General features: G+C 66.2%; 17 protein-coding genes and 1 pseudogene. 4 read left to right on the forward strand and 14 right to left on the reverse strand.

Annotated features, from left to right (window positions below; all coding sequences use genetic code 11):
* Positions 1 to 6 precede the first annotated feature (6 nt).
* Positions 7 to 3321: a DUF5107 domain-containing protein gene (locus tag DL991_RS32600; RefSeq protein WP_125788191.1), complete on the reverse strand. Its 3315-nt coding sequence runs from the start codon at positions 3319 to 3321 to the stop codon at positions 7 to 9.
* Positions 3322 to 3413: 92 nt separating this feature from the next.
* Between DL991_RS32600 and DL991_RS32605 the strand changes: the two genes are divergently transcribed.
* Together DL991_RS32605 and DL991_RS32610 are read left to right on the forward strand one after the other, a co-directional pair.
* Positions 3414 to 4280 carry an AraC family transcriptional regulator gene (locus tag DL991_RS32605; RefSeq protein ID WP_233599136.1) on the forward strand — a complete coding sequence of 289 codons (867 nt, stop codon included), beginning with the start codon at positions 3414 to 3416 and terminating at the stop codon, positions 4278 to 4280.
* A 401-nt stretch (positions 4281 to 4681) separates the two neighbouring features.
* A pseudogene (locus DL991_RS32610) lies at positions 4682 to 4816 on the forward strand (hypothetical protein); the annotation flags it as partial.
* 57 nt (positions 4817 to 4873) lie between these two features.
* Here the strand turns inward: DL991_RS32610 and DL991_RS32615 are convergent.
* Both DL991_RS32615 and DL991_RS42745 read right to left on the reverse strand, forming a co-directional pair.
* Positions 4874 to 5143, reverse strand: a complete 270-nt coding sequence (locus DL991_RS32615; protein WP_125788193.1) for a hypothetical protein — start codon at positions 5141 to 5143, stop codon at positions 4874 to 4876.
* A 272-nt stretch (positions 5144 to 5415) separates the two neighbouring features.
* Entirely contained in the window at positions 5416 to 5571 is a 156-nt protein-coding gene (locus DL991_RS42745; RefSeq protein ID WP_158632612.1) for a hypothetical protein, read from the reverse strand.
* Positions 5572 to 5583: 12 nt separating this feature from the next.
* On the opposite strand from DL991_RS42745, the gene DL991_RS32620 reads away from it, so the two are divergent.
* A complete protein-coding gene (locus DL991_RS32620; RefSeq protein ID WP_158632611.1) occupies positions 5584 to 7164 on the forward strand; it encodes a sigma-54-dependent Fis family transcriptional regulator in 1581 nt (526 codons plus the stop codon).
* Positions 7165 to 7504: 340 nt separating this feature from the next.
* Entirely contained in the window at positions 7505 to 7999 is a 495-nt protein-coding gene (locus DL991_RS32625) for an enoyl-CoA hydratase-related protein (protein WP_125788195.1), read from the forward strand.
* A gap of 87 nt (positions 8000 to 8086) precedes the next feature.
* On the opposite strand, the gene groL is transcribed toward DL991_RS32625, so the two are convergent.
* The 11 genes from groL to DL991_RS32680 form a co-directional block, all read right to left on the reverse strand.
* Positions 8087 to 9736: a chaperonin GroEL gene (gene groL / locus DL991_RS32630; protein WP_125788196.1), complete on the reverse strand. Its 1650-nt coding sequence runs from the start codon at positions 9734 to 9736 to the stop codon at positions 8087 to 8089.
* 42 nt (positions 9737 to 9778) lie between these two features.
* Positions 9779 to 10804, reverse strand: coding sequence for an NAD(P)-dependent alcohol dehydrogenase (locus tag DL991_RS32635; RefSeq protein ID WP_125788197.1), 1026 nt, complete (start codon positions 10802 to 10804; stop codon positions 9779 to 9781).
* Positions 10801 to 11550 carry a metal-sulfur cluster assembly factor gene (locus DL991_RS32640; RefSeq protein ID WP_125788198.1) on the reverse strand — a complete coding sequence of 250 codons (750 nt, stop codon included), beginning with the start codon at positions 11548 to 11550 and terminating at the stop codon, positions 10801 to 10803. Before DL991_RS32640 ends, DL991_RS32635 begins: the two co-directional genes overlap by 4 nt.
* On the reverse strand, positions 11547 to 12581 hold the full coding sequence (locus DL991_RS32645; RefSeq protein ID WP_125788199.1) for an amidohydrolase family protein: 1035 nt from the start codon (positions 12579 to 12581) through the stop codon (positions 11547 to 11549). Before DL991_RS32645 ends, DL991_RS32640 begins: the two co-directional genes overlap by 4 nt.
* An 86-nt stretch (positions 12582 to 12667) precedes the next feature.
* Positions 12668 to 13018: a propane 2-monooxygenase effector subunit MimD gene (gene mimD / locus DL991_RS32650; RefSeq protein ID WP_233599137.1), complete on the reverse strand. Its 351-nt coding sequence runs from the start codon at positions 13016 to 13018 to the stop codon at positions 12668 to 12670.
* Positions 13015 to 14127 carry an aromatic/alkene monooxygenase hydroxylase subunit beta gene (locus DL991_RS32655; RefSeq protein WP_125788200.1) on the reverse strand — a complete coding sequence of 371 codons (1113 nt, stop codon included), beginning with the start codon at positions 14125 to 14127 and terminating at the stop codon, positions 13015 to 13017. Before DL991_RS32655 ends, mimD begins: the two co-directional genes overlap by 4 nt.
* A 13-nt stretch (positions 14128 to 14140) precedes the next feature.
* Complete coding sequence (locus DL991_RS32660) at positions 14141 to 15190, reverse strand: FAD-binding oxidoreductase (protein ID WP_125788201.1); 1050 nt, start codon at positions 15188 to 15190, stop codon at positions 14141 to 14143.
* Between the two features lie 93 nt (positions 15191 to 15283).
* Positions 15284 to 16921 (reverse strand): methane monooxygenase, encoded by a 1638-nt coding sequence (locus DL991_RS32665; protein ID WP_125788202.1) that lies wholly within the window; start codon positions 16919 to 16921, stop codon positions 15284 to 15286.
* Between the two features lie 270 nt (positions 16922 to 17191).
* The gene (locus DL991_RS32670) at positions 17192 to 17623 is read right to left on the reverse strand and encodes a putative quinol monooxygenase (RefSeq protein ID WP_125788203.1); all 432 of its coding nucleotides are present in this window, start codon (positions 17621 to 17623) and stop codon (positions 17192 to 17194) included.
* Positions 17623 to 17889 carry a hypothetical protein gene (locus DL991_RS32675; RefSeq protein WP_125788204.1) on the reverse strand — a complete coding sequence of 89 codons (267 nt, stop codon included), beginning with the start codon at positions 17887 to 17889 and terminating at the stop codon, positions 17623 to 17625. The genes DL991_RS32670 and DL991_RS32675 overlap by 1 nt, the downstream gene beginning before the upstream one ends.
* 112 nt (positions 17890 to 18001) lie before the next feature.
* On the reverse strand, positions 18002 to 19000 hold the full coding sequence (locus tag DL991_RS32680; RefSeq protein WP_125788205.1) for a helix-turn-helix transcriptional regulator: 999 nt from the start codon (positions 18998 to 19000) through the stop codon (positions 18002 to 18004).
* Positions 19001 to 19192: the final 192 nt, after the last annotated feature.

The raw sequence follows: 19192 nt of genomic DNA on the forward strand, positions 1-19192 counted from the left end.
ACGCCGTCACGGCGTTGGAGTCCGGATCGATCGGGCGAGGTCCAGCGCGTCGACGTGGTGCGGGTCCTCGGCCAGCAGCGCGGCTAGCCGGTCACCCGCGCGTGCGTGCTGTCCGTCGAGAATGTCGAGCTGCGCCCGCAAAAAACCTACTCGGCGCAGCTGTGCGGCGGCCAGGTCCTCGGTGAACAACAACATCGACGGCAGCGAAGTCGCGAAGTAGTCCACGGTCGCCGGGCTCGCTTCCAACGTGTCGCAGAAGTCGCGCAATGCCTCGGTGAGCCGGTCGGCTTCCTCGGTGCGACCAAGCCTGCGCAGCGCGAGCACCGAAGAGTAGGTCGCCTCGGAGTAGGGCTGGGTACTCATCCCCTGGAAGTCGCCCTGCTGCGCGGCGGCCAGCTCCCACGCCGCCCGGTCGCCGAGCATGTCACCCCGCATCAGGTGCAGCTGCGCGGTGTTCGCGAGCGGATGCCTTGCCTCGCTGAGGGATTCCGGCGGCGCGAACGCATCGTCCACTGTGGATTGCGAGCGGCACAGCCGGTCCCACACGCGCAGCACGTCGCCCTCACCGCCCTCCCATGGTTGGAAGGTGCGGCCAAGCAGCAGTTCGCGGGCCTCGTCGAGCCGGTCGGCGGTGATCAGCAGGTTCGCGAGCTCAAGGGTGGCGTCGTCCCGCGTCTCGACCAGGGCGCGGTTCCGCAGGAGCCAGTCCAGCCGTTGCCCGGGCGGCACGCCGCGCCTCGCGCTGAGCTGGTCACGCTCGAAGATCAACCTGGCGTCGTCCCCCGCGACGGCGAGCGCGGAGTCGTAGGCCGCGCATGCCTGGTCGGCGTCACCGAGATGGTTGAAGGCCGCGAGCCCCAGATTCCGCCACACCACGGGATCATCCGGGTCGATCACTGCTGCGGCATTCCAGGCCGTGCACGCGTCATCAGGGCGTCCGTTGGCGTAGAGCCAGTGTCCGAGCAGCGCGCGAGCCCGCGCGTCCGTGTCGTCGGAGTTCGCCGCACGCTCCAACGTCAACGCGTCGTCCAACCGCGAAGGAAAACACCACGTCGCGTCGAGATTTTGCGCCCTCCCAACGGCTTCACGCGCCTCGTGGTCTCTGCCCAGCCTGCGTAGCACCTCGGCTCGGTAGTACTCCAGCAACGGCCCGGCCGCTGTCTGTCCGATCGCGCGAGAACCCTCCCGCTCGCGGGCGACGTCGAGCACCCGCAGCGCCGCGTCGTGCTCACCAACGCCGATGTACTCCAGCGCGATGTCAAGGCAGGTCTGCGCGTCCGTAGTGAGAGGCAGGCCAAGCAGATCGCGCGTCCACCAGTCCAGGGGATCAAGCGCACGGGTGGCTTCGGCAAGTTCTGCCGCTTGACCGTCTTTTCCGTTACGGCGCAACACGATCACCCGGAGCGCACGGGCTTGCAGGTGCTCCGGCTCGGTGCGCAGCACATCCTGAAGCCTGGCCAGCGCCTCCCCGTTCCGCCCGTGTGCGGCGTCGATGCGCGCCATGCGATAGCCCGCCGGTGCCCGCCACGCACGCGCCCAGGAGCTGGAACCATATACGTCGTAGGCCTCGTCGGCGCGGCCGAGTCGCTCCAGCGCGAGACCGAGGCAGTACAGCGCGGTCGTGTCGGCCGAGTTGGGGTTCAACGTCGTCAGCCGGGAAACGGCTACCCGCGACAACTTCTCCGCCTCAGCGAAGTCACCACGCTGATACGCGCGCCCAGCGAGCCCGACATTGGCCGCGACATGCGCGGGATCGCGGCGCACTGCCTCACGCCAGTACAGTTCCGGTGAGCGCGTCGCGTGCCGGTACTGATCGAGGTGCGCGCCGATCACGGCCAGCTCTTCCACGGTCGGCACGTCCTCGGGCGCGGCGGGCTCGCGTGCCGGGGTGACTTGATCGTCCACACTGGGAACCAGGGAATCCCACTCCACCAACAGTTCGTCACCGTGGAGGACGCGCAGCACGAGTCGATCAGCGGGCCGCGTCAGCGGGATGCTCTCCTGGAAGGGCTTGCCCGGCGCGATGTCGGCGCGCACCTCGGCGACCTCGGCCCCCGTGCCGTCGACGAGCGACAAGCGGCATCCGGGGCGGTCAGCCGTCACTATGACTCCGACCCGCGCGCTCGTTCCCCGGAGGTCCACCCGCACCGCGGCGTCCACGGTTGCCGCCTGCACCGGGCCGATCTCCTGAATCGGATACCAGAAGTGGGAAAACACCTTCGTCTCCCCGGGCGCGATGAAGGAGAAGTCCGGCTGGTTGTCGGTGAAGACCCCGGCCATCAATTCGACGTAGGCCGAACCGTCGTCGGTCAGATTGCGGCCCCAAGCATCACCGAACTCCGAAGCGCCCCAAGTCCACTGCTTCTTCCCGACAGCGATCTGCCGATCGGCGACGTGCACGAAACCGGCCCGCGCCGCATGGTCATAGCCGCCGAAGAACGTTTCCTTGCTGCCCACACACATGTACGAGGTCGGCACCGGGATGTTGCGGTACCAGTCAAGGCGGTCGCCGCGGACCTGCCCGCCACCGGCGACCGTGTCGACCTCGTCGTGCCGGGCCGGGTAGTCGACCCCGTAGTAGGCCCGATCCGCGGCGGGGAAGCCGGTCGTCGCGCGCTTGGCGTGATCGGCGACCACCCGCACGTCACGGGGGAAGAACGACTGGTAGTTCTCATCCGCTCGCGCGGCGATATTGGTCCACCACAAGAACGTCCGGGTCCGCTCGCAGCGGTTGTACAGCCGCACCCGCAACTCCAGGACGGCGCTGTCGGGCCGCATCCGGACGCCGTGCATTCCCTTCATCCGGTCGAAGGGGTCGTGGTCGGAGCACCACACGGTCACGGCGCCATCGGGCTCGTGCTCGATCTCGACGTCGGCCGGCAGGAACGTGGCCGGCCGATGGTGCTGCGGCCAGTTGAACTCGACTCCGCCGGAGATCCACGGGCCGGTCAGGCCGACGAGAGCGGGCTTGATCACCGGGTTGCGGTAGAAGAAGTCGTAGTTTCGGGTGCGGTCGAAAGCAACGTGAATGCGGCCACCGAGCTCGGGCAGCACCATCAGCCGCAGCCAGCGGTTCTCCAGGTGCACCGCGTCCCACTCCGCCGGGGCCTTCACCGGGCTGATCCGGTCATGGAACGGCAGTGGATACACCCGCCCGGAGGAGCCCTGATAGACGCGCCGGTCCAGGTAGGCGGGATACCGGTCGGGCGCCTCGGGAAGGTAGCTGTCGATCATCACCCCCGCCTGCCACGCCGCGACCCCGGCCTCGGCGTGCTCGGCGGGGCGGGACGGCAGGATCAGCGTCGATTCACCCTGTGACATGCGGCAACGCTATGCCCGGGCACCCGTTCGGCGGGATGGCCGAATCGACCGAGTCACCTGGACGATTCGACGGCCGGCTGTACGGTGTGCGGATGCTGCTGCCCGATGGCTTCCCAGGTCAGCGGTTGCGCGTGCTGCCGCGGCCGCTGGTGGCGTCGGCCCTGCGCAGAGCCCCGACCTCGGGCCTGCTCGTCACCGACGCCGGGTACTTCCCCAGCGCGGCCAACCACGGCATGCACCGCCCGCGCAGCGCACCGGAAGCCATCGTGATCGTCTGCACCGACGGTGTCGGGCACTGCGAGGTCGACGGCAGAGTGAACGTGATCAGGCCGGGAAATGCCCTGGTCCTGCCCCCATCCCTCCCGCACTTCTACCGGGCGGACTCGCGCGCCCCCTGGACGATCTGGTGGCTGCACGCCGCGGGCTCCCAGGTCTCGGAGCTGCTCTCGGTCGTCACACCGGACGGCGGAGAAGCCATCATCGAGGTGCGCGACGTCTACCGGGCCGTCTCGGCGATCGACGATGCCATCGGCTTCCTCGAGCGGGACGAGACCTTCCCGCACCTTATCTCGGCCTCCGGCGCGGGCTGGACTCTGCTGGCGCAGCTGGCCGCGGACGCACTGACCGAAGCCCACCAGCCCACCGAGCCGGTTCGCCAGGCGCAGGAGTACCTGCGGCACAACTTCGCGAAGCCGGTGATCGTCAAAGAGCTCGCGCGCACGGCGGGCCTGTCCCCCTCGCACTTCGCGGCCCTTTTCCGGATGGCGGCGGGCTGCGGCGTGGTCGAATACGCCAAGCGCCTGCGGATGGCCCGAGCGCGCGAGCTGCTGGTTACCACGTCCCGCGACATCTCCGAGATCGCCAGGACCATCGGCTACAACGACGCGTTCTACTTCTCGCGCACTTTCCGCAGAGAACACGGTTGCAGCCCCAGCGAGTACCGACGCGGGAAGAACTAGTTGTTGCGGGTCGTGAGGTTGTTGTCGCGGGTGCGAGTATTCTTAAACACGGAAGTACTCACTATCGACTACCGACACGCTCAACTACTAAATGTCACGCAAGCCAGAGCCGTGTGGATAGTGATCGCCCCTCGGACACCGCTTTAGGTGAGATCTCACCAGTTGCGAGAACCTTCACTCAACCTTACCGAGTGAAGGTTTCTTCTATTTCAAGGCTCGGGGACGGGCGTCGCGGGTGTGCACAGCTGTGAACACCGGCTCGAAGGCGCGATGACGGTGTGTGAGTTCGAATCCCTGGCGCGATTCCGACAACAACCCCACGAACCGAAATCGCATCGTGAGCTGCGGATCTCCGCGACGATCGTGATCGAGCGGCACAGCCGCAAGGCCTGGTGACCGCCATGGGCAGCCCGAACGGAGCAACCCCGCCCGGGCTGTGGCGCATTCCAACTCTGGCCGTTCAGTGCTGCTGCATAGCCCTGGTCGCACTCGGGGCCGCCCACGCCTCCTACCGCCACGGCCGCGAGTTCGCCCTCCATTTCGGCGCCGACCACACCACCGCCGCCATCTCGCCCTTCATCGCCGACGGCCTCCTAGGCCGCGACCTTGCCGGATTCGACCGCCGCGTAACCGGCGCTGGTCAGCTTGGCAGGCACCCGCCGACCTGGACGGCCAGGCCTCGCGGGCCTGATCAAGTTCAGCCGAGCCAGCCGGCGCGCGGCGATCTGGTCACAGCAGGCGAGGCCGTCGACGAACAAATCCGGTTCGCAGCTCAACGAAAGCTGGGCACGCCCAGCGGCGACCGCCCTCAACATGGCCAGCTCACGACTCGAAAGACCGAGGCTCGGGTTCTGTTCAACCATGGCGCGCTCCTTTTGTGCGCAGTCGAAGCTCACTCGTCATTGGACACCGCCGCGGGCCACGCGTCCGTCGCAATTTGAGACGCGGCCTGCCCTCGAACCCCCGGGCGGGGATCGTCTCATTTTGAGATACCGGTCACACGTAGCCGGTCTACCCTGAGCGGGAAGGGGCGACGCGAAGGGAGCCTCCCGTGGCAATGGAGCTACGCGGGCCGAACACCGCCAGCGCTCTCGTAACCGACGGCGCTGAGCTTGCTGATGCCCGGGATCGGTTCCTAAGCGGCGAAGGCGAGCGCGACCCGCAGATAAGGCGAGAAATTCTCGCGTCCTGGGAACGATCGCGCGACAACAACGTGGACGCCGACCGGATTCTCGCACCCTTCATCCGCGATCCAGACCTCGAAGCGCCACTGGCCCGCAGCGCTGCTCATATTCTCGACGCCTTGCACGACCAGCTGCGAGGCGAAGCGGTCAGCACGATCTTGACCGATCAAGCAGGTTTGGTCCTCGACCGGCGCTCCTCCAGCCACCAGATCGAGCAATCACTGGACGCGGTCCAGCTCGCGCCCGGATTCAGCTACGCCGAGCAGTTCGTCGGCACGAACGGGATCGGGACGGCCCTGACGAGCCGGTCACCGGCCTTCGTCGACGGTCGCGAGCACTACACCGGAGCGTTGCGCGAGTTCGCCTGCGCCGGCGCACCCATCCGCCACCCGGTCCGCGGCAAGGTGGTCGGCGTCCTGGACATCACGACCTGGAGCCAGGCACCCGGGCCGATGCTCACCGCGCTGGCCTCGGCGACCGCCCGCCAGATCGAGGCGGAGTTGGTCACCCAGACCGGCAAGCGGGAAGTCGCGCTCATGCGCGAGTACATGAAGGTCTGCCAGCGGACCTCCTCACCCGTGCTCGCCCTCAACAACGATGTCGTCATGATGAACGACGCGCTCCGGCTTTCCGTCGACCCGGCCGAACAGCAAACGCTCATCGGCTACGCGGTCGACACGATGCGCGCGGACAACCGGCATACGCAACGCACCGTCGAATTGCCCAGCGGGCGTACGGCTCAGCTGCGCTACACGCCGGTCTCAGCCGACAACGGGCTCGCCGGCGGCATGTTCCGGATCCGGCTCGAGAAACGCCCGGATCCGACCGCTTGCGGGATCGTCCTGCCCCAGCGGCGCACGGCCGCGCTACCCGGCATCGCGGGCAGCGGCCCAGCCTGGACACGCTGTGTCCAGCAGGGTGTGGCCTGCTGGACACGTGGCGACTGGTTCGCCATCGAGGGCGAACCAGGCGCCGGCAAGGCCACCCTTCTCCGCGCCCTCCACATGAGCCGGGACCCTCATCGACCGCTACGAAGCCTGGTTCCGCCGGATACCGCCGACTTCGGCACTTGGCTCGGCGAGCTGTCCGCGGACCTCGCGATCGCCGATGCGACGGTGGTGCTCCGGCATGCCGAACAGCTGACCGACAAGCAGGCCGCCGCAGTGACGGACCTGCTCTCCGCGCACGACCAGGAGGACAAGGGGGCTGCACGGGTCATCGCGATCGTGAACGCCGGCGGGTCTTCCGAATTCCCGCCGAGGCTACGTTCGGTCTTCCCCCGGATCGTCGAGGTCCCGGCCCTGCGTCACCACATCGACGACCTCCCCGAACTCGTTCGGCATCTGCTGCGCCAGCTCTCACCGGACGACCAGCTGTCCTGTTCACCCGCCGCGCTGGCCCAGCTGGCCCGGCTGAACTGGCCTGGGAACATCGCACAGCTGCGCTCCGTTCTGGCCGCGACGGCCAGGTGCCGTTCCACGGGCACCATCGAGCTCGCGGATCTGCCGCCGGAAGGTCTTTCCAGCAGCCACCGGCTGCTTTCCCCGATCGAGGCGCTCGAGCGGGACGCGATCGTGAACGCCTTGCAGGCGAACGCCGGCAACCCGACGAGTGCGGCGAAGACGATCGGGATGTCCAGGGCCACGATCTACCGGAAGATCCGCCTGTACGGGATCACGACGGCGGGTTGCGCCGGCTGACCGGCCCGCGTCGACGGCGGATCGTCACGGCATCGATCCGCCAGCCGGACGGAACCAAGGTGCGGCAGGCGTGTTCGAAGCACGGAAGGTGCGTATCCGCGGCGGCATCGGCCGACGGCCCGGCAAGCGGGTTCGATTCGCCAGGGCGGGATCGGCCTTGATCACTCATCGATACCAGAACCAATCGATCGACTCGTCGGAGAATCTTCTTCTTGAGATCACACCACATGCGTCATTGCGTGACGGTCTCAATGTGAGACAAAGAAATAACCGAGCCTCAGTACGATTTCAGCGAGTCAGACGCTCGAAATTCGGCCCGCGGTTTCCGAGGAGGCCTCAGATGATTGATTTGGAATACCGGCGGGAGACCGCGGTGATCCGCATCCGGTCGACGAAGTCCGGCGTGCTGGACTCCGAACTGCTGGACCGGCTGGCCGCGGCACTCGCCTATATCGGTCCCGACCGGCCGATCATCCTCACCGGCGACCGCGACGTTTTCGCACCGGACCTCGATCCGGTGGCTGGCCTGGCCCGGACTGAGGGGTGGAAACGATTGCAGTGCGCGCTGAACGCGCTGCGCGCTCACCCATGTCCTATCGTGGCCGCGATCAATGGTGACGCGATCGGCGCTGGCTACACCCTGGCCGAAGCCGCCGACATGCGGATCATGTCCGGGGGAATCGTCCGGCCCTCGACTCGATCCGGCGAGTCCTTTTACGCCAAAGCCGCGGCGGAAGCCGGGCTGGTGGAACTCCATTGCTCACCCGGAAACCTCCTCGATCTCGCACTGCGCTTGGCCGCCCACGACCGATCGCGCGCGGCGCTGACGAGGTAGCCTCGGGCCACCTACTACGGGTGAAAGGGGACTTTCCCCGCAGCCAATGCGGCGAAAGTCCCCTTCACAATACGTTTGCCGTACCCGTCAATAGATGTTCGACGGGCGGACCATGCCCTCGGCGAGGTCGCCGACGCCGGGAGCGATGATCGCGCCCGGGTTGACCAACACCTGTTCGACGACGGCGGTTTCGGTGGTGATCAGGAGGGCCGCGATCGACGCCGCACTCTCCAGGGCAGACCGGGTCACCTTGAGCGGATCGATGACGCCCGCCGCGAAGAGGTCGCCATACTCGCCGGTGAGCGCGTCGAACCCCTGACCGTTGTCCATGGCGGCGACCCGATCCAGCACCTCGGCTCCGTCGTAACCAGCGTTGGCCGCGATCCAGCGCAGCGGCTCACCGAGAGCCCGCCGTACGATCTCGCGCCCCTGGGCGGCATCGCCGTCGAGGACGCCCAACTGGACGGACGTCGCGGCCTGTGCCAGCGCCGCGCCACCTCCGGCGACGACTCCTTCCTCCAGGGCAGCCCTGGCCGCTGCCAGCGAGTCCTCGACGCGCAGCATCCGCTCCTTGAGCTCGACACTGGTCGCGGCACCGACACTGACCACGGCGACCCGGCCGGAAAGCCTGGCGATCCGCAGCCTGAGGCTGTCCTGGTCATGTTCGATCCGGGCCCGCCCGAGTTGCTTGTCCAGCTGACCGATACGCGCCCGCACGGTGGCCTCGTCGCCGGCGCCGCCGATGATCGTGGTCGTGTCTTCGGTGATGGTGATGTGCTCGCACCGGCCGAGATCCCGCTCCGTGACGTCGGTCAGAGTGACTCCCGCGTCCTCGCTGACGACACGTCCGCCGAGCGCCGCGGCCAGGTCTTCCAGTTCGGCCAGCCGCCGGTGTCCGAAGCCGGGCGCGCGGACCACGACCGCGGGGAAGGTGCCGTGCACATTGCCCGCGACGATCATCTGCAGAGCCGGGCCGTCGACGTTCTCCGCGAGGATCACGAGCGGCCGGTCGAGGCGACGGGCCGCTTCCACCGTGGGCATCAGCTCTTGGACCTGGCTGATCTTCTTGTTGGTCAACAGGATCACCGGATCGTCGAAACTCGCCTCCATCCGGTCCCGGTCGGTGACCATGTAGGGCGAGGTGTAGCCGTGGTCGAACTCGATTCCGTCGACCAGTTCGACACTCAGCCCGGGATCCTCGGACTCCTCGATCTCGACGACGCCCTCACGTCCCACGGCGGCCAGCGCCTGTGCGATCACCCGGCCGATCCGCTCGTCGTCGCTCGCCGCCAGGGTCGCGATCCGTTCCAGCTCCACCTCACCCGCGACGGCGGCCGCGGACTTCCGGAGGTACTCGACGATCGCCTCGACGGTCTCCTCGATACCGCGGCGGACCCGCATGGGGTTCGCTCCTTCGCCGAGCGCGACCAATCCCTCCCGCACCATGGCCTGCGCGAGCACTGTGGCGGTCGTGGTCCCGTCCCCCACCACGCCGTTGGTCTTCATCGCGACTTCCTTGACGAGCTGGGCGCCCATGTTGGCGAACGGTTCGCTCAGCTGGACCTCGCGGGCGATGGTCACACCGTCGTTGGTGATGGTCGGCGGTCCGGTCAGCTTCTCCAGTACCGCGTTGCGTCCTTTGGGGCCGAGGGTGACCTTCACCGCGTCGGCCAGGGTGTTCACGCCCAGCTCGAGCTGGCGCCGCGCATCGACGCCGAACCGCAACTCCTTCGCCATGATGACCTACTTCCTTTTCCGTGCGAGAAGGACGCACTCGATTCAGGGGATGAGAATTGCCCGGCCGCGGACGTTGCCCGCGCTCAGATCGTCGATCGCCTGCTGGAACTGCCCGAGCCGGTATCGGGCGGTGTGCAGCTTCACCTTGCCCTGGGCGGCGAGGACCATCAGATCCTGCAGATCCGTATAGGACCCGACCAGGTTGCCGATGAAATTGATCTCCGTGGAGATGATGTCGATCGTCGGCACGTCGATGTTCTCGCCATATCCGACGACGTAATAGTTTCCTGCGCGCCGGAGCATGCGGACGCCTTCGCCGGTGGACCCGCCTTCGCCGACGAAATCGAGGACCGCCTCGGCGCCGTGGCCACCGGTCAGTTCGAGTACCCGGTCCACATGGGAGCCATCGGCGACGACGGTGACGTCTGCACCGACCTGTTCGGCGAGTTCGAGCGCCGCCGCGTTACGGTCGACCACGACGAGCGTCGCCGCACTCATCGCTTTCATGCACTGAATACCGATGTGGCCGAGCCCGCCCGCTCCGATGACGACACAGACTTCTCCCGGCCTGAGCACCTTCGCGGCTTTCGCGGCGGCGTGTTGGGCGGTGAGCCCGGCGTCGGCGAGAGCGGCGACGTCCGCGGGCTCGAGGTTGTCGGCCAGTTTGACGCAGGACCGTGCCGACGTGAGGACGTACTCGGCGTACCCGCCGTGGGTGTCGATCCCCGGAAAGCGCGAGTTCTCGCAGTGTACGTCGTCGCCACGCCGGCAGGCCCGGCACAGACCGCAGGTCACCAGCGGGTGGAGGATTACCTTGTCCCCCACCGCGACGTTCGTGACCGCGTCACCGATGGCGTGCACCCAGCCGGCGTTCTCGTGGCCGATCGTGTATGGGAGGCCGACGCCCGTCTTCTCCGCCCATTGACCCTCGAGGATGTGGATGTCGGTCCGGCACACGCCCGCGGCGCCCACCTTGACCACGACGTCCAGTGGTCCGGAGATCTTGGGTTCTTCGACGTCGCGTAGCTCCAGGTTCTGGTGATACCCGGTGACCTGTGCGGCTTTCATGAATGGCTCCTGGTGTTCGTCATGACCGGGGCGAAGCCGCCGGCCGCTCCCTCCGGGTCGGTGTCGGCGTACCGGGTGGCGAGCAGTCCGCGACAGAAGTGCGCGTTGCCGTCGATGGAGACGCGGGTGGCCGCGGCGAGGCGCAGCCACAAGGCGGCCTCCGATTTCGCGATCGGCTCGCCGCCGTGGTCGACGAACACCCTGGCGTGGGAGTCGTTGGGCAGTCCGATGGCCTCACGCCTGCGTAGCAACGCCGACTTCAGCTCGTTCTCGGGGAGGTCGAACAGTTCCAGCAACGGCAGTTCCTCGAGCGTCCACGCGCCACCGGCCAGCACCGCCCGGCAGGAGCGTTCCATCGCGGCGAAGTGCGCCTTACGCTGGAAGGTGTCGCGCAACTCCGCCAAACTGTCCTCCGCCTCGACCCCGAAAGTGCCGACATAGCCGGCACCGGCGGCGAGACCGCTGTTGATCTTTTCGGAGTCGTGGTGATCGTCCAAGAGCACGCGAACCCGGCCCACCGCGGGAACCACGGCCAGCGCGTCGTAGGCGTCGGAGACCATCAGGAAGGCGAAGTTCGGTGCGCAGAACGAAGTGGGCAGTCGCAGGTGGACCTCGACGCCTTCGTCGTCGATCGTCACCGACCGGACGAAACCGAGTTCGGTGATCGGGAGGTCCAGCTCGGGGTCGAGCACGGTCGCCAATGCCGAGAGCACCTCGGCTTCCAAGGACAGGGCGGCGGTCGTCATCGCGCACCGGCCCCGGCCGCGACCTCGGCTTCCGCCGTACCGGCCTCGGTCGGCAACCGCAGGCTCCGCGGCACGTCGAGGTCGTACAACGCGGCCGCGTTCAGCCCGAGGATCTTTTTCTTCTGCTCTGTGGTGATGGCCGCGTACTCGGACATGTCCTCGGGGATCTGGAAGTCCACGAACCGCTCGACGAGCCACTTGGGCGTCCACAGCGCGTAGTCGCTCGCGAAGAGGATCTTGTCCTCGCCGATCCAGTAGAGCAGTTCTCCGATGATCTGCGCGAAGTACCGCGGCCGCGCGTGGATGAACGGCATCGCGACGGCGAGTCCACCGTAGACGTTCGATTCCTGTGTCGCGATCCAGCAGAAGTCCTCCAAGCGCGGCAGGCCGACGTGCTCGACGATGAAGTTGAGGTCGAGGTAGTCGGTCGCGACCTTGTCGATGTCCGCGACGTCGAAGGCGTCCCGGTCGAGCGGCCGGATCGTAGGTCCTTTGTGGACGTGGATGTTCTTGATACCCAGCTTGATGCACTCTTCGAGATAGCGGCGTGACCACAGGTCGTCGAGCTTGTACCCGCGCGATTCACCGTGCCATTCGGCCGTGTAGAGCTTGACTCCCTTGAGGTTCATCCGGTCGGCGTCCCGTCGCAACTGCTCCAGTCCGGCTTCTCCGTTGCGCGGATCGTAGGCGTGGTTGTACGTCAGCTTGTCCGGCTGTTTCCGCGCGAGCCCGAACGCCTCCTCGGTCTGTCCGAACCCGGTCTTGTAGAACTCGCTGAGCAGCGTCGCCTGGAAGATCGCGTGATCGACGTGCCCCTCCTGGAAGACGTCCTTCATCAGGCGCTCGGCACCGTAATAGGTGTAGGTGTCGTAGTCCCAGACGACCTCTTCCGGGCTGAGGTTCTTGTGGTAGTCGTAAAAGCAGTCGATGAACTGCTTGCCGTGGACGTTCTTGATGTTCGATTCGCGACCGTCCCAGAGGTGGACGTGCCCGTCCACGACGTAGTAGCGCTCGCCGTCCTTTTCGTACATCGGAGATCCTCTCGGGGTTTGTGGTGGGAACCGGTGGCGGGGCGCGACCTCCCCGGGCGCCCCACCACCGGTGGTGCGGTGCGGCGTCAGCCTTGTGCGGGCAGGTCGAACCCGATGTACTCGGCCGCGTCCTCCGGGTTGGCGAAGAGCAGTGTGCGGTCGTCGAGATGCACCATGCGGCCGTAGTGGGTGGAGCTGATCTCCTCGAAGATCGAGCCGTCGAAGGGCTGGCCGAGCGCGTCGGTCAGCTCCTGGTAGTCGAACTCCAGGAGCTTCTTGCCGTCCACCCGGATCATCGACGGGTACTCGACGAGGGAGACGTCTTCTTTGGCGCCCATCACATCGGCGACGACACGGCCGACGGGAGTATTCATCAGGGTGACGCCGCACATGTTCGACGCATCGGTCTGCGAACCGAACTGCAGGGAAACACTCACTGGTCCAACTCCTTCGGAACGTCGAGCCCGATCTCCTCGAGCACCTGTGCGAACTTCTCCTTGGTCGCGCTCAGCGAGTCGGCGAACGTGCGCGCCTTGTCCGACGGCTGCGACCAGATCGGCTGCAGGGCCAGCGCGGCGTCCAGGCACCGCGGCACCCACGTCGCGAGCCATTCGCCGAAGAGCCGCTTGTTGCCGGCGCTGAACCGTTCGTCACGGGTGAGCAGCCGGAAGAGGGACCGGGTGTAGGCGAGGTCGCGGCTGTAGTCGTACTCACCGGTGCCGACGATGGTCGGTGTTACGTAGTCACCGTTCTTGGCGGAGATCTGCATGACGAGCTCCGACCGGAAGAGCTGACCGACGAGCTGCTCGAAGACGACGTTGGTGCCGAACAGCAGCTCTGCCCAGTCGCCGACCGCGGTCAGCTCTTCGACGACCCGGCGGGTGGGCTGCCACTCCTCGGCCGACTGCCACACCTCTTTGTGGACCGAGCCGTCGAAGGTGTCGAGCGAATCGGACAGGTCGAGGTTGAACAGGGCGAGATCCTGGGCGAACCGCATCTTGTGCGCCGCGTTCACGGCGACCGCCGTGTTGATCATGTTCGTCGGGCCGGAGCGCTGGATCGAGGTGAACACGTGCAGCGCCATGCCGTTCTCTGCGTGCATCCAGGCGCCGAGGTTGCGCGCGATGAACTTCTGCCACGCGGGATTCCAGTCGCCGTAGGCATTGGCGCGCTTCGCGTTCTCGAGTCCGAGAGAAACCTGACGCACCACCGCGGAGTTGTTGCGGTAGATGGTCTGCTCCCATTCCTCGTTGGGATCGAGGAAGGCGTGCCAGTCCGACGACTTCGCCCGCGTCCACTCCGGCGGGTAGCCGCCCGGCCCGTCACCGAAGCCGTAGATCCAGCCCTGCGCCAGGTGGCGTTCGGGATCCGGCTGCACGTCGACGGTCACGTCCTCGTACACCGTCGCGCGGAGCTTGGCCGGTTTGAAGTAGGTGAAGGTCCGGCTCTTGGAGCTGGGAAACTCCAAGGCGCCGGCTTCGGAGTCGGTGAACTCCACCGCAGGGAAGCTGCGCACCTTCGGCGCAGGTGTCGCACTACTCGCCATCTGTTCTCTCCTCTTACTCGTCTTCGTGGACCGACGTCGTGAACTTGTCGTAGAACACCTGGTCGTCCGGCACGCCTTGACGTGCGGCCAGCGCCAGCGCGGCGTCCACCATGGGCGGCGGTCCGCACAGATAGACCTCGGTCCGGTGCAGTTCGGGTTCCCTGGCCTCGGCGACATCGGTGACCATCCCCGGCTTCGCGATGACATCGAGGTCCTCGACGCCATCGCTCGACTCCGAGAGCGCGACGACGAACTCGAAGTCGGCCAGCCGGTCACCGAGTGCGCGAATCTCGTCCAGGTAGAAGAGATCCGCGGGCGTGCGCGCGCCGTAGTAGAAGCGGACCCGGCGGGTGTCGCCCGTCTCGCTGAGGTGCCGGAGCAGCGCCAGCACCGGCGCCATCCCGGCCCCTCCGGCCATCAGCACCAGGGGCAGCACGTGTCCCTTCTTGAGGGTGAAGTTGCCGTACGGTCCGGTCAGATGGATCGTGTCGCCGACGGCGATTCCCTCGTCGAGCAAAGAAGAGAACCGGCCGCCGGGGTACTTCTTGATGACGAACTCGATGTGGTCCTTTGTGGACGGTGTGGTCGCCATCGAGAACGAACGGTGCTCGTCGCCGCCCGGAATGGTCAAGTCGGCGTACTGACCAGGCTTGAACTCGAAGGCGGCTGGGCCGGCCTGCTTGAGCTTGAGGCCCACGATGTCGTGTGTATGCCGCACGATTTCGAGGACCTCGGCCTGGACTTCCTGCAACGGGGCGGAGTTGAGCAGCTCTTCTTCGTCGAAGTTGAGCAGCTCGATCGTGCAGTCGCTGAAGGCGTGCGCCCGGCAGAGGAGCACGTAGCCCTCCTCGACTTCGGCGTCGTTGCAGGCGAAGGTCGAATAGCGTTCCATCTGGATCTCGCCGTCGAGGACATAGGACTTGCACGCCGAGCACTGGCCCTCACGGCAGCCGTGCATGAGGTGAATGCCCTGCCGGAACGCGGCGTCTAGGATCTTCTCGTCCTCTTCGACCTCCATCTCGATGTCGACCGGTTCGAAGGAGATGCGATGCTTGTCAGCCATCTGGTCTCTCGATTCTCGGGAGCGGCCGACGGTGGCTCATCTACACCCGTGAAGGGCGGTGGCCACCACCGCCGGCCGCTGGTCCTCAGGCCGTCAGGCAACCGAAACGTTGGGGTTGGCGCGGTACGCCGCCGCCCAAGCCTCTCGTTCCTGATCGGTCATCTGGTTGAGGGTCACGTTCGGACTGGCGAACTGGATGCCCCTCAGGTCATCGAGTGTCCACAGCTTCTTCGGGTCGTCGAGATCCAGATGCGGCTGCGGGATCAGCGTCCTGCCGTCGTCGCGGACGTAGCCGAGGTCGGAGACGATGTCGGCGAGATCCCGGTCATGGTGCAGGGTCTCCCACTCACGCTGCCCGGTCAGCCGGCCCATGTTGGGCGTCGGCTTGCCTTCGTATTCCGGCCGGAACGCGGTCTTGTCCGTCCAGGCACAGGTTTCCGAGCAGTAGGTCCGCCACTGGTCGTCGACCTTGTCGACCACCAGGTCTTCGCGGACAAGGCAGGGAACCATGCACGTCCAGCAGCGGTGCGGGTACTCGTATCCGACCTCTTCGAACGCGATCGGCTTGTTCCGGCCCGGGTACCGCAGCCGGTTGTAGTTCTCCCACCACTTGCCGAACTGGTTGTACCAGCCTGGGTACTTCTCTTCGAACCACTCGAAATCGGCGTCGGTCATACCGTCGATCCGCCAGTAGTTCACCGGCCAGCCGGTGGCGAAGAACTGAGCCACCCGGTGGACGTAGAACTTGTTCGTGATGCGGTTCCACGCCTCCTCGACGAGGTCGTGCGGGATGACCAGCCCGTACTTCTCGAGCGGGAGCAGGTAGCTGCGGTAGTAGTCGTCGTAGATCCAGCGCCGCCACATCTCGGCGTAGGACTCGCGGTCCTTACGGCGGTCCTTCGTGCCGTACTCGATGAAGGTGCCGATGGCCGCGTCCACCACGCAGTGGTTGTTCCACCACGCGTACCGCAGGTCGCGTTCCAGCAGCGGACGGTTGCGCTCGTCGGCCAGCGCCATCAGCAGGATCGAGTAGCCGTTGCTGATGTGCCGGGACTCGTCGGACTGCACCGAGTGGAACACGGTCGGCAGCAGGTAATCGCCGTTGGCGGCGGCCTCGTCGGGCATGGCCACGAACAGCGTGTTGGTGAACGCGGTCTCCGCGACCACGGTGAGGTAGATGTTCGCGGCGGTGATCGCGTCGCCGGTGATGAACCCTTCCCCGAACTGGCGGCCGATGGTGCCCGCGTAGTTGTTCGCGAACGCCTTCTCGGTGATGTCGAAGCCCGCCGGGTCGATGTAGTTGTTCATGTACAGCTTCTTGAGGTTCATCTGGATCGTCGAGTGGCGGACCTCGTCGATCATCTGCACCGCCAGCCCGTTGTGGATCTCCGGGTTCGGCACCGCGTCGATCGCCATCGGCATCGCGCGTGCCGCGGAGATCTCCGGGAACGGGATGATCGACAGGAACAGCTTCTGCCACTCCAGCCAGCGCTGCTGTACCTGCCGGAACATGTTCCCGCGGATCGCGCCGTCCATGGCGCCGAAGACGCGGTTGTCCTTCTCCTCCTCCATCGGGAAGTAGGACCGCATGATCTGCTTGAGCGGGTCCTTTTTGGGCGCCTTCTCGAACGTGTAATCCGTTCCGAAGCGCGTCGCCGGGGTCGCGAACGTCGGTTCCCACGACAGTTCCGTGATCTTGTTGTGCGCCTTGGTGAGACTTTGCCTGCTCAAAATCGGCCTCCTCGAAACCGGGGTCTCTCAGCCCGGCCGTGCGTCTGACAAGGAGAGTGTGTTGCCGATCGTGAGTGACTTGCGTCTCAATGTGAGACTGCGGCGCCAGGCTCCGATGGAGCAATGACCGGCCGCAGGCAGGTGCCGAGCCCGCTGAGATCCGCGGATTCGGCGCCTGCCTGTCTCAGGTCTGGGTGACATCCGATTACAACGAGGACGCCCTGAGCGAATCGCGCGCCGAGATCGCACTCGAATGCGGGTTCGTTTGCCTCACCATGATCGGCTCTGGCACGACCGCCAACCTGTGGGTGGCGTGTGCCGAGATGTGCGCGCGCGGTCAGTGCACGGCGCGACCACCTGCCTGCGTCGGAGTCTACTCGGACGAGGAATCTCGGGCAGATCTTCTGGAAACGCTGGGATGGCGAACGCGTTCACGTGGGCTCCGGGCCGCACACAGCGGGCGGCCACGTCGCGCCAAGCCGCATAGTGCGGCGCGCTGCGATGTTCGATTTCGAACGCGGCCCGGTCCCGATAGATCTCATACAGATGGAACCGATGGGGATCCTCAGCCGAGCGATGGACGTCGAAGCGCAGGCATCCGGCCTCGTGGCGCAGGCATGCCCTGGCGTTCTGCTGGATTCCGCTCAGGAATTCGTCAAGTCGTTCGGGAAGTACGTCCAGAGTGACCAGCACGGTGAACATCAGGTGCCCCTCCCAGTCCGGGGCAGGTCTACCTCGATACCGCAGGATGCCGCGAGGTCGTGGAGTTCGGCCAAAGTCTTCGCGGGTAGGGGCACGCCATCGATTCGGGCAGCGCTCTCCGCGCGGTTCTCGATTTCGCCGGGGTAGAAGATCTCCGAGGTATTGTGCGCGAGCGGCACCTGCTTGGTGCTGTCGCGGTTCGCGCAGCTGGTCGTCACGACCGCCGAGACCCGCAACAACCACGGCGTCCAGCCCCACGAACCCACCGGACACTTCGCACCATCGCCCGCGCGTTGCAGGACTCCTCCCTAGGCCATTCAGCTCGCCAGCGCACAACGCGGAGCTGTGCCGCAACTCCACACCGACCGGCTTCGCCGCCTAACCCGCTACCACGCTGCGGTTGTTCACGGGCCCGGTTGTTGGCGCCGCGATCAGACTGACGCCGAGTGGTGTGCACCAATGCAGGACGGCTTTGCCGTCGCGATGGGTGGTGATCAGCCGGGCGTCGCGGAGGGTCCTGGCCTGCACCGAGGCCGCAGACACAGAGACATGCAGGGCGTGTGCGAGTTCGGTCGTGGTGTGCGGCTTGGTCAGAACGCGCAAGGTGTCCGCTCGTGTGCTGCCCAGCAGTGCTGCGAGAGGATCGCCGACCGTTTCGGCATCGTGCAGGGGAAGCGGAGTGAGGGCGGGGTAGATGATCAACGCCGGTCCTGCAGGCTGACGAGCCGCGAGGACCCGGCCGGCCCACAGCAGTGACGGTAGGAGCACCACACCTTCGCCGCACAACGTCACTTCCCTGTCAACGTCGGGCGAGTCGATCTCCAGGCTCATGTCGCGCCACCGCAACCCGGCGGACAGACTGGTGAGGGTGCGCTCGAGTCCATTTCGGGCAAGGAAATGCGTGCGCCAAGCGGATTCGGCGTGGAAGGCGACCTGGAGCCGTGGCCACTCCGCGGCCAAGACGTGCCTGTGTGCTTCCACGATGGCGTGTTTGAGGATGTGCCAGGCGTGGCGATCCTGTGCGGCGAGCTGACGGATCCAGGCGGTCTGCGGCCGGTCGGTCGCGCAGATCCGTCGCAACTCTGCCTCGACGACCGCTCGGTCGGTAGCGAGAACCTGAGACAAGCCATCGTCCAGCCCGGCACTCGGCGGGTCGAGGAACAGAGGCCCGATACCGGTAGGAGACAGCAATTGCAGTAGCGGCTCGGCCCGCGTTGGCAGATTACGTATCGTCCTTCTTCGCCAGCCACCGAAAACGTGGCAATTGTCGTCGCGCTGCAGCGTCATCAGCGCAAGGGCCAGTTCCATCAGCGGAGCGGGAGTGTCCGCCACAATGACATTCAACAGGTCTTGTGCAGTGAAGCGCACCTTCAGCACGTCATCCCCCAGGCTCGGCTCGACCGCACGTTTTGGTTGTGGTTGAACACATGGCAGCACAGTCGAGACTGCCAGACACTGGTCATGCGATCCACTGGATCAAGTTCCAAGAGGGGTTACGACTCAGCTGTGGCCATCGCATGATTTCCATAGTGCATTCACGGCGACACATACCTTCACATCGGAACGACC

The organism is Amycolatopsis sp. WAC 01375 (assembly GCF_003947325.1).
Lineage (GTDB): Bacteria > Actinomycetota > Actinomycetes > Mycobacteriales > Pseudonocardiaceae > Amycolatopsis.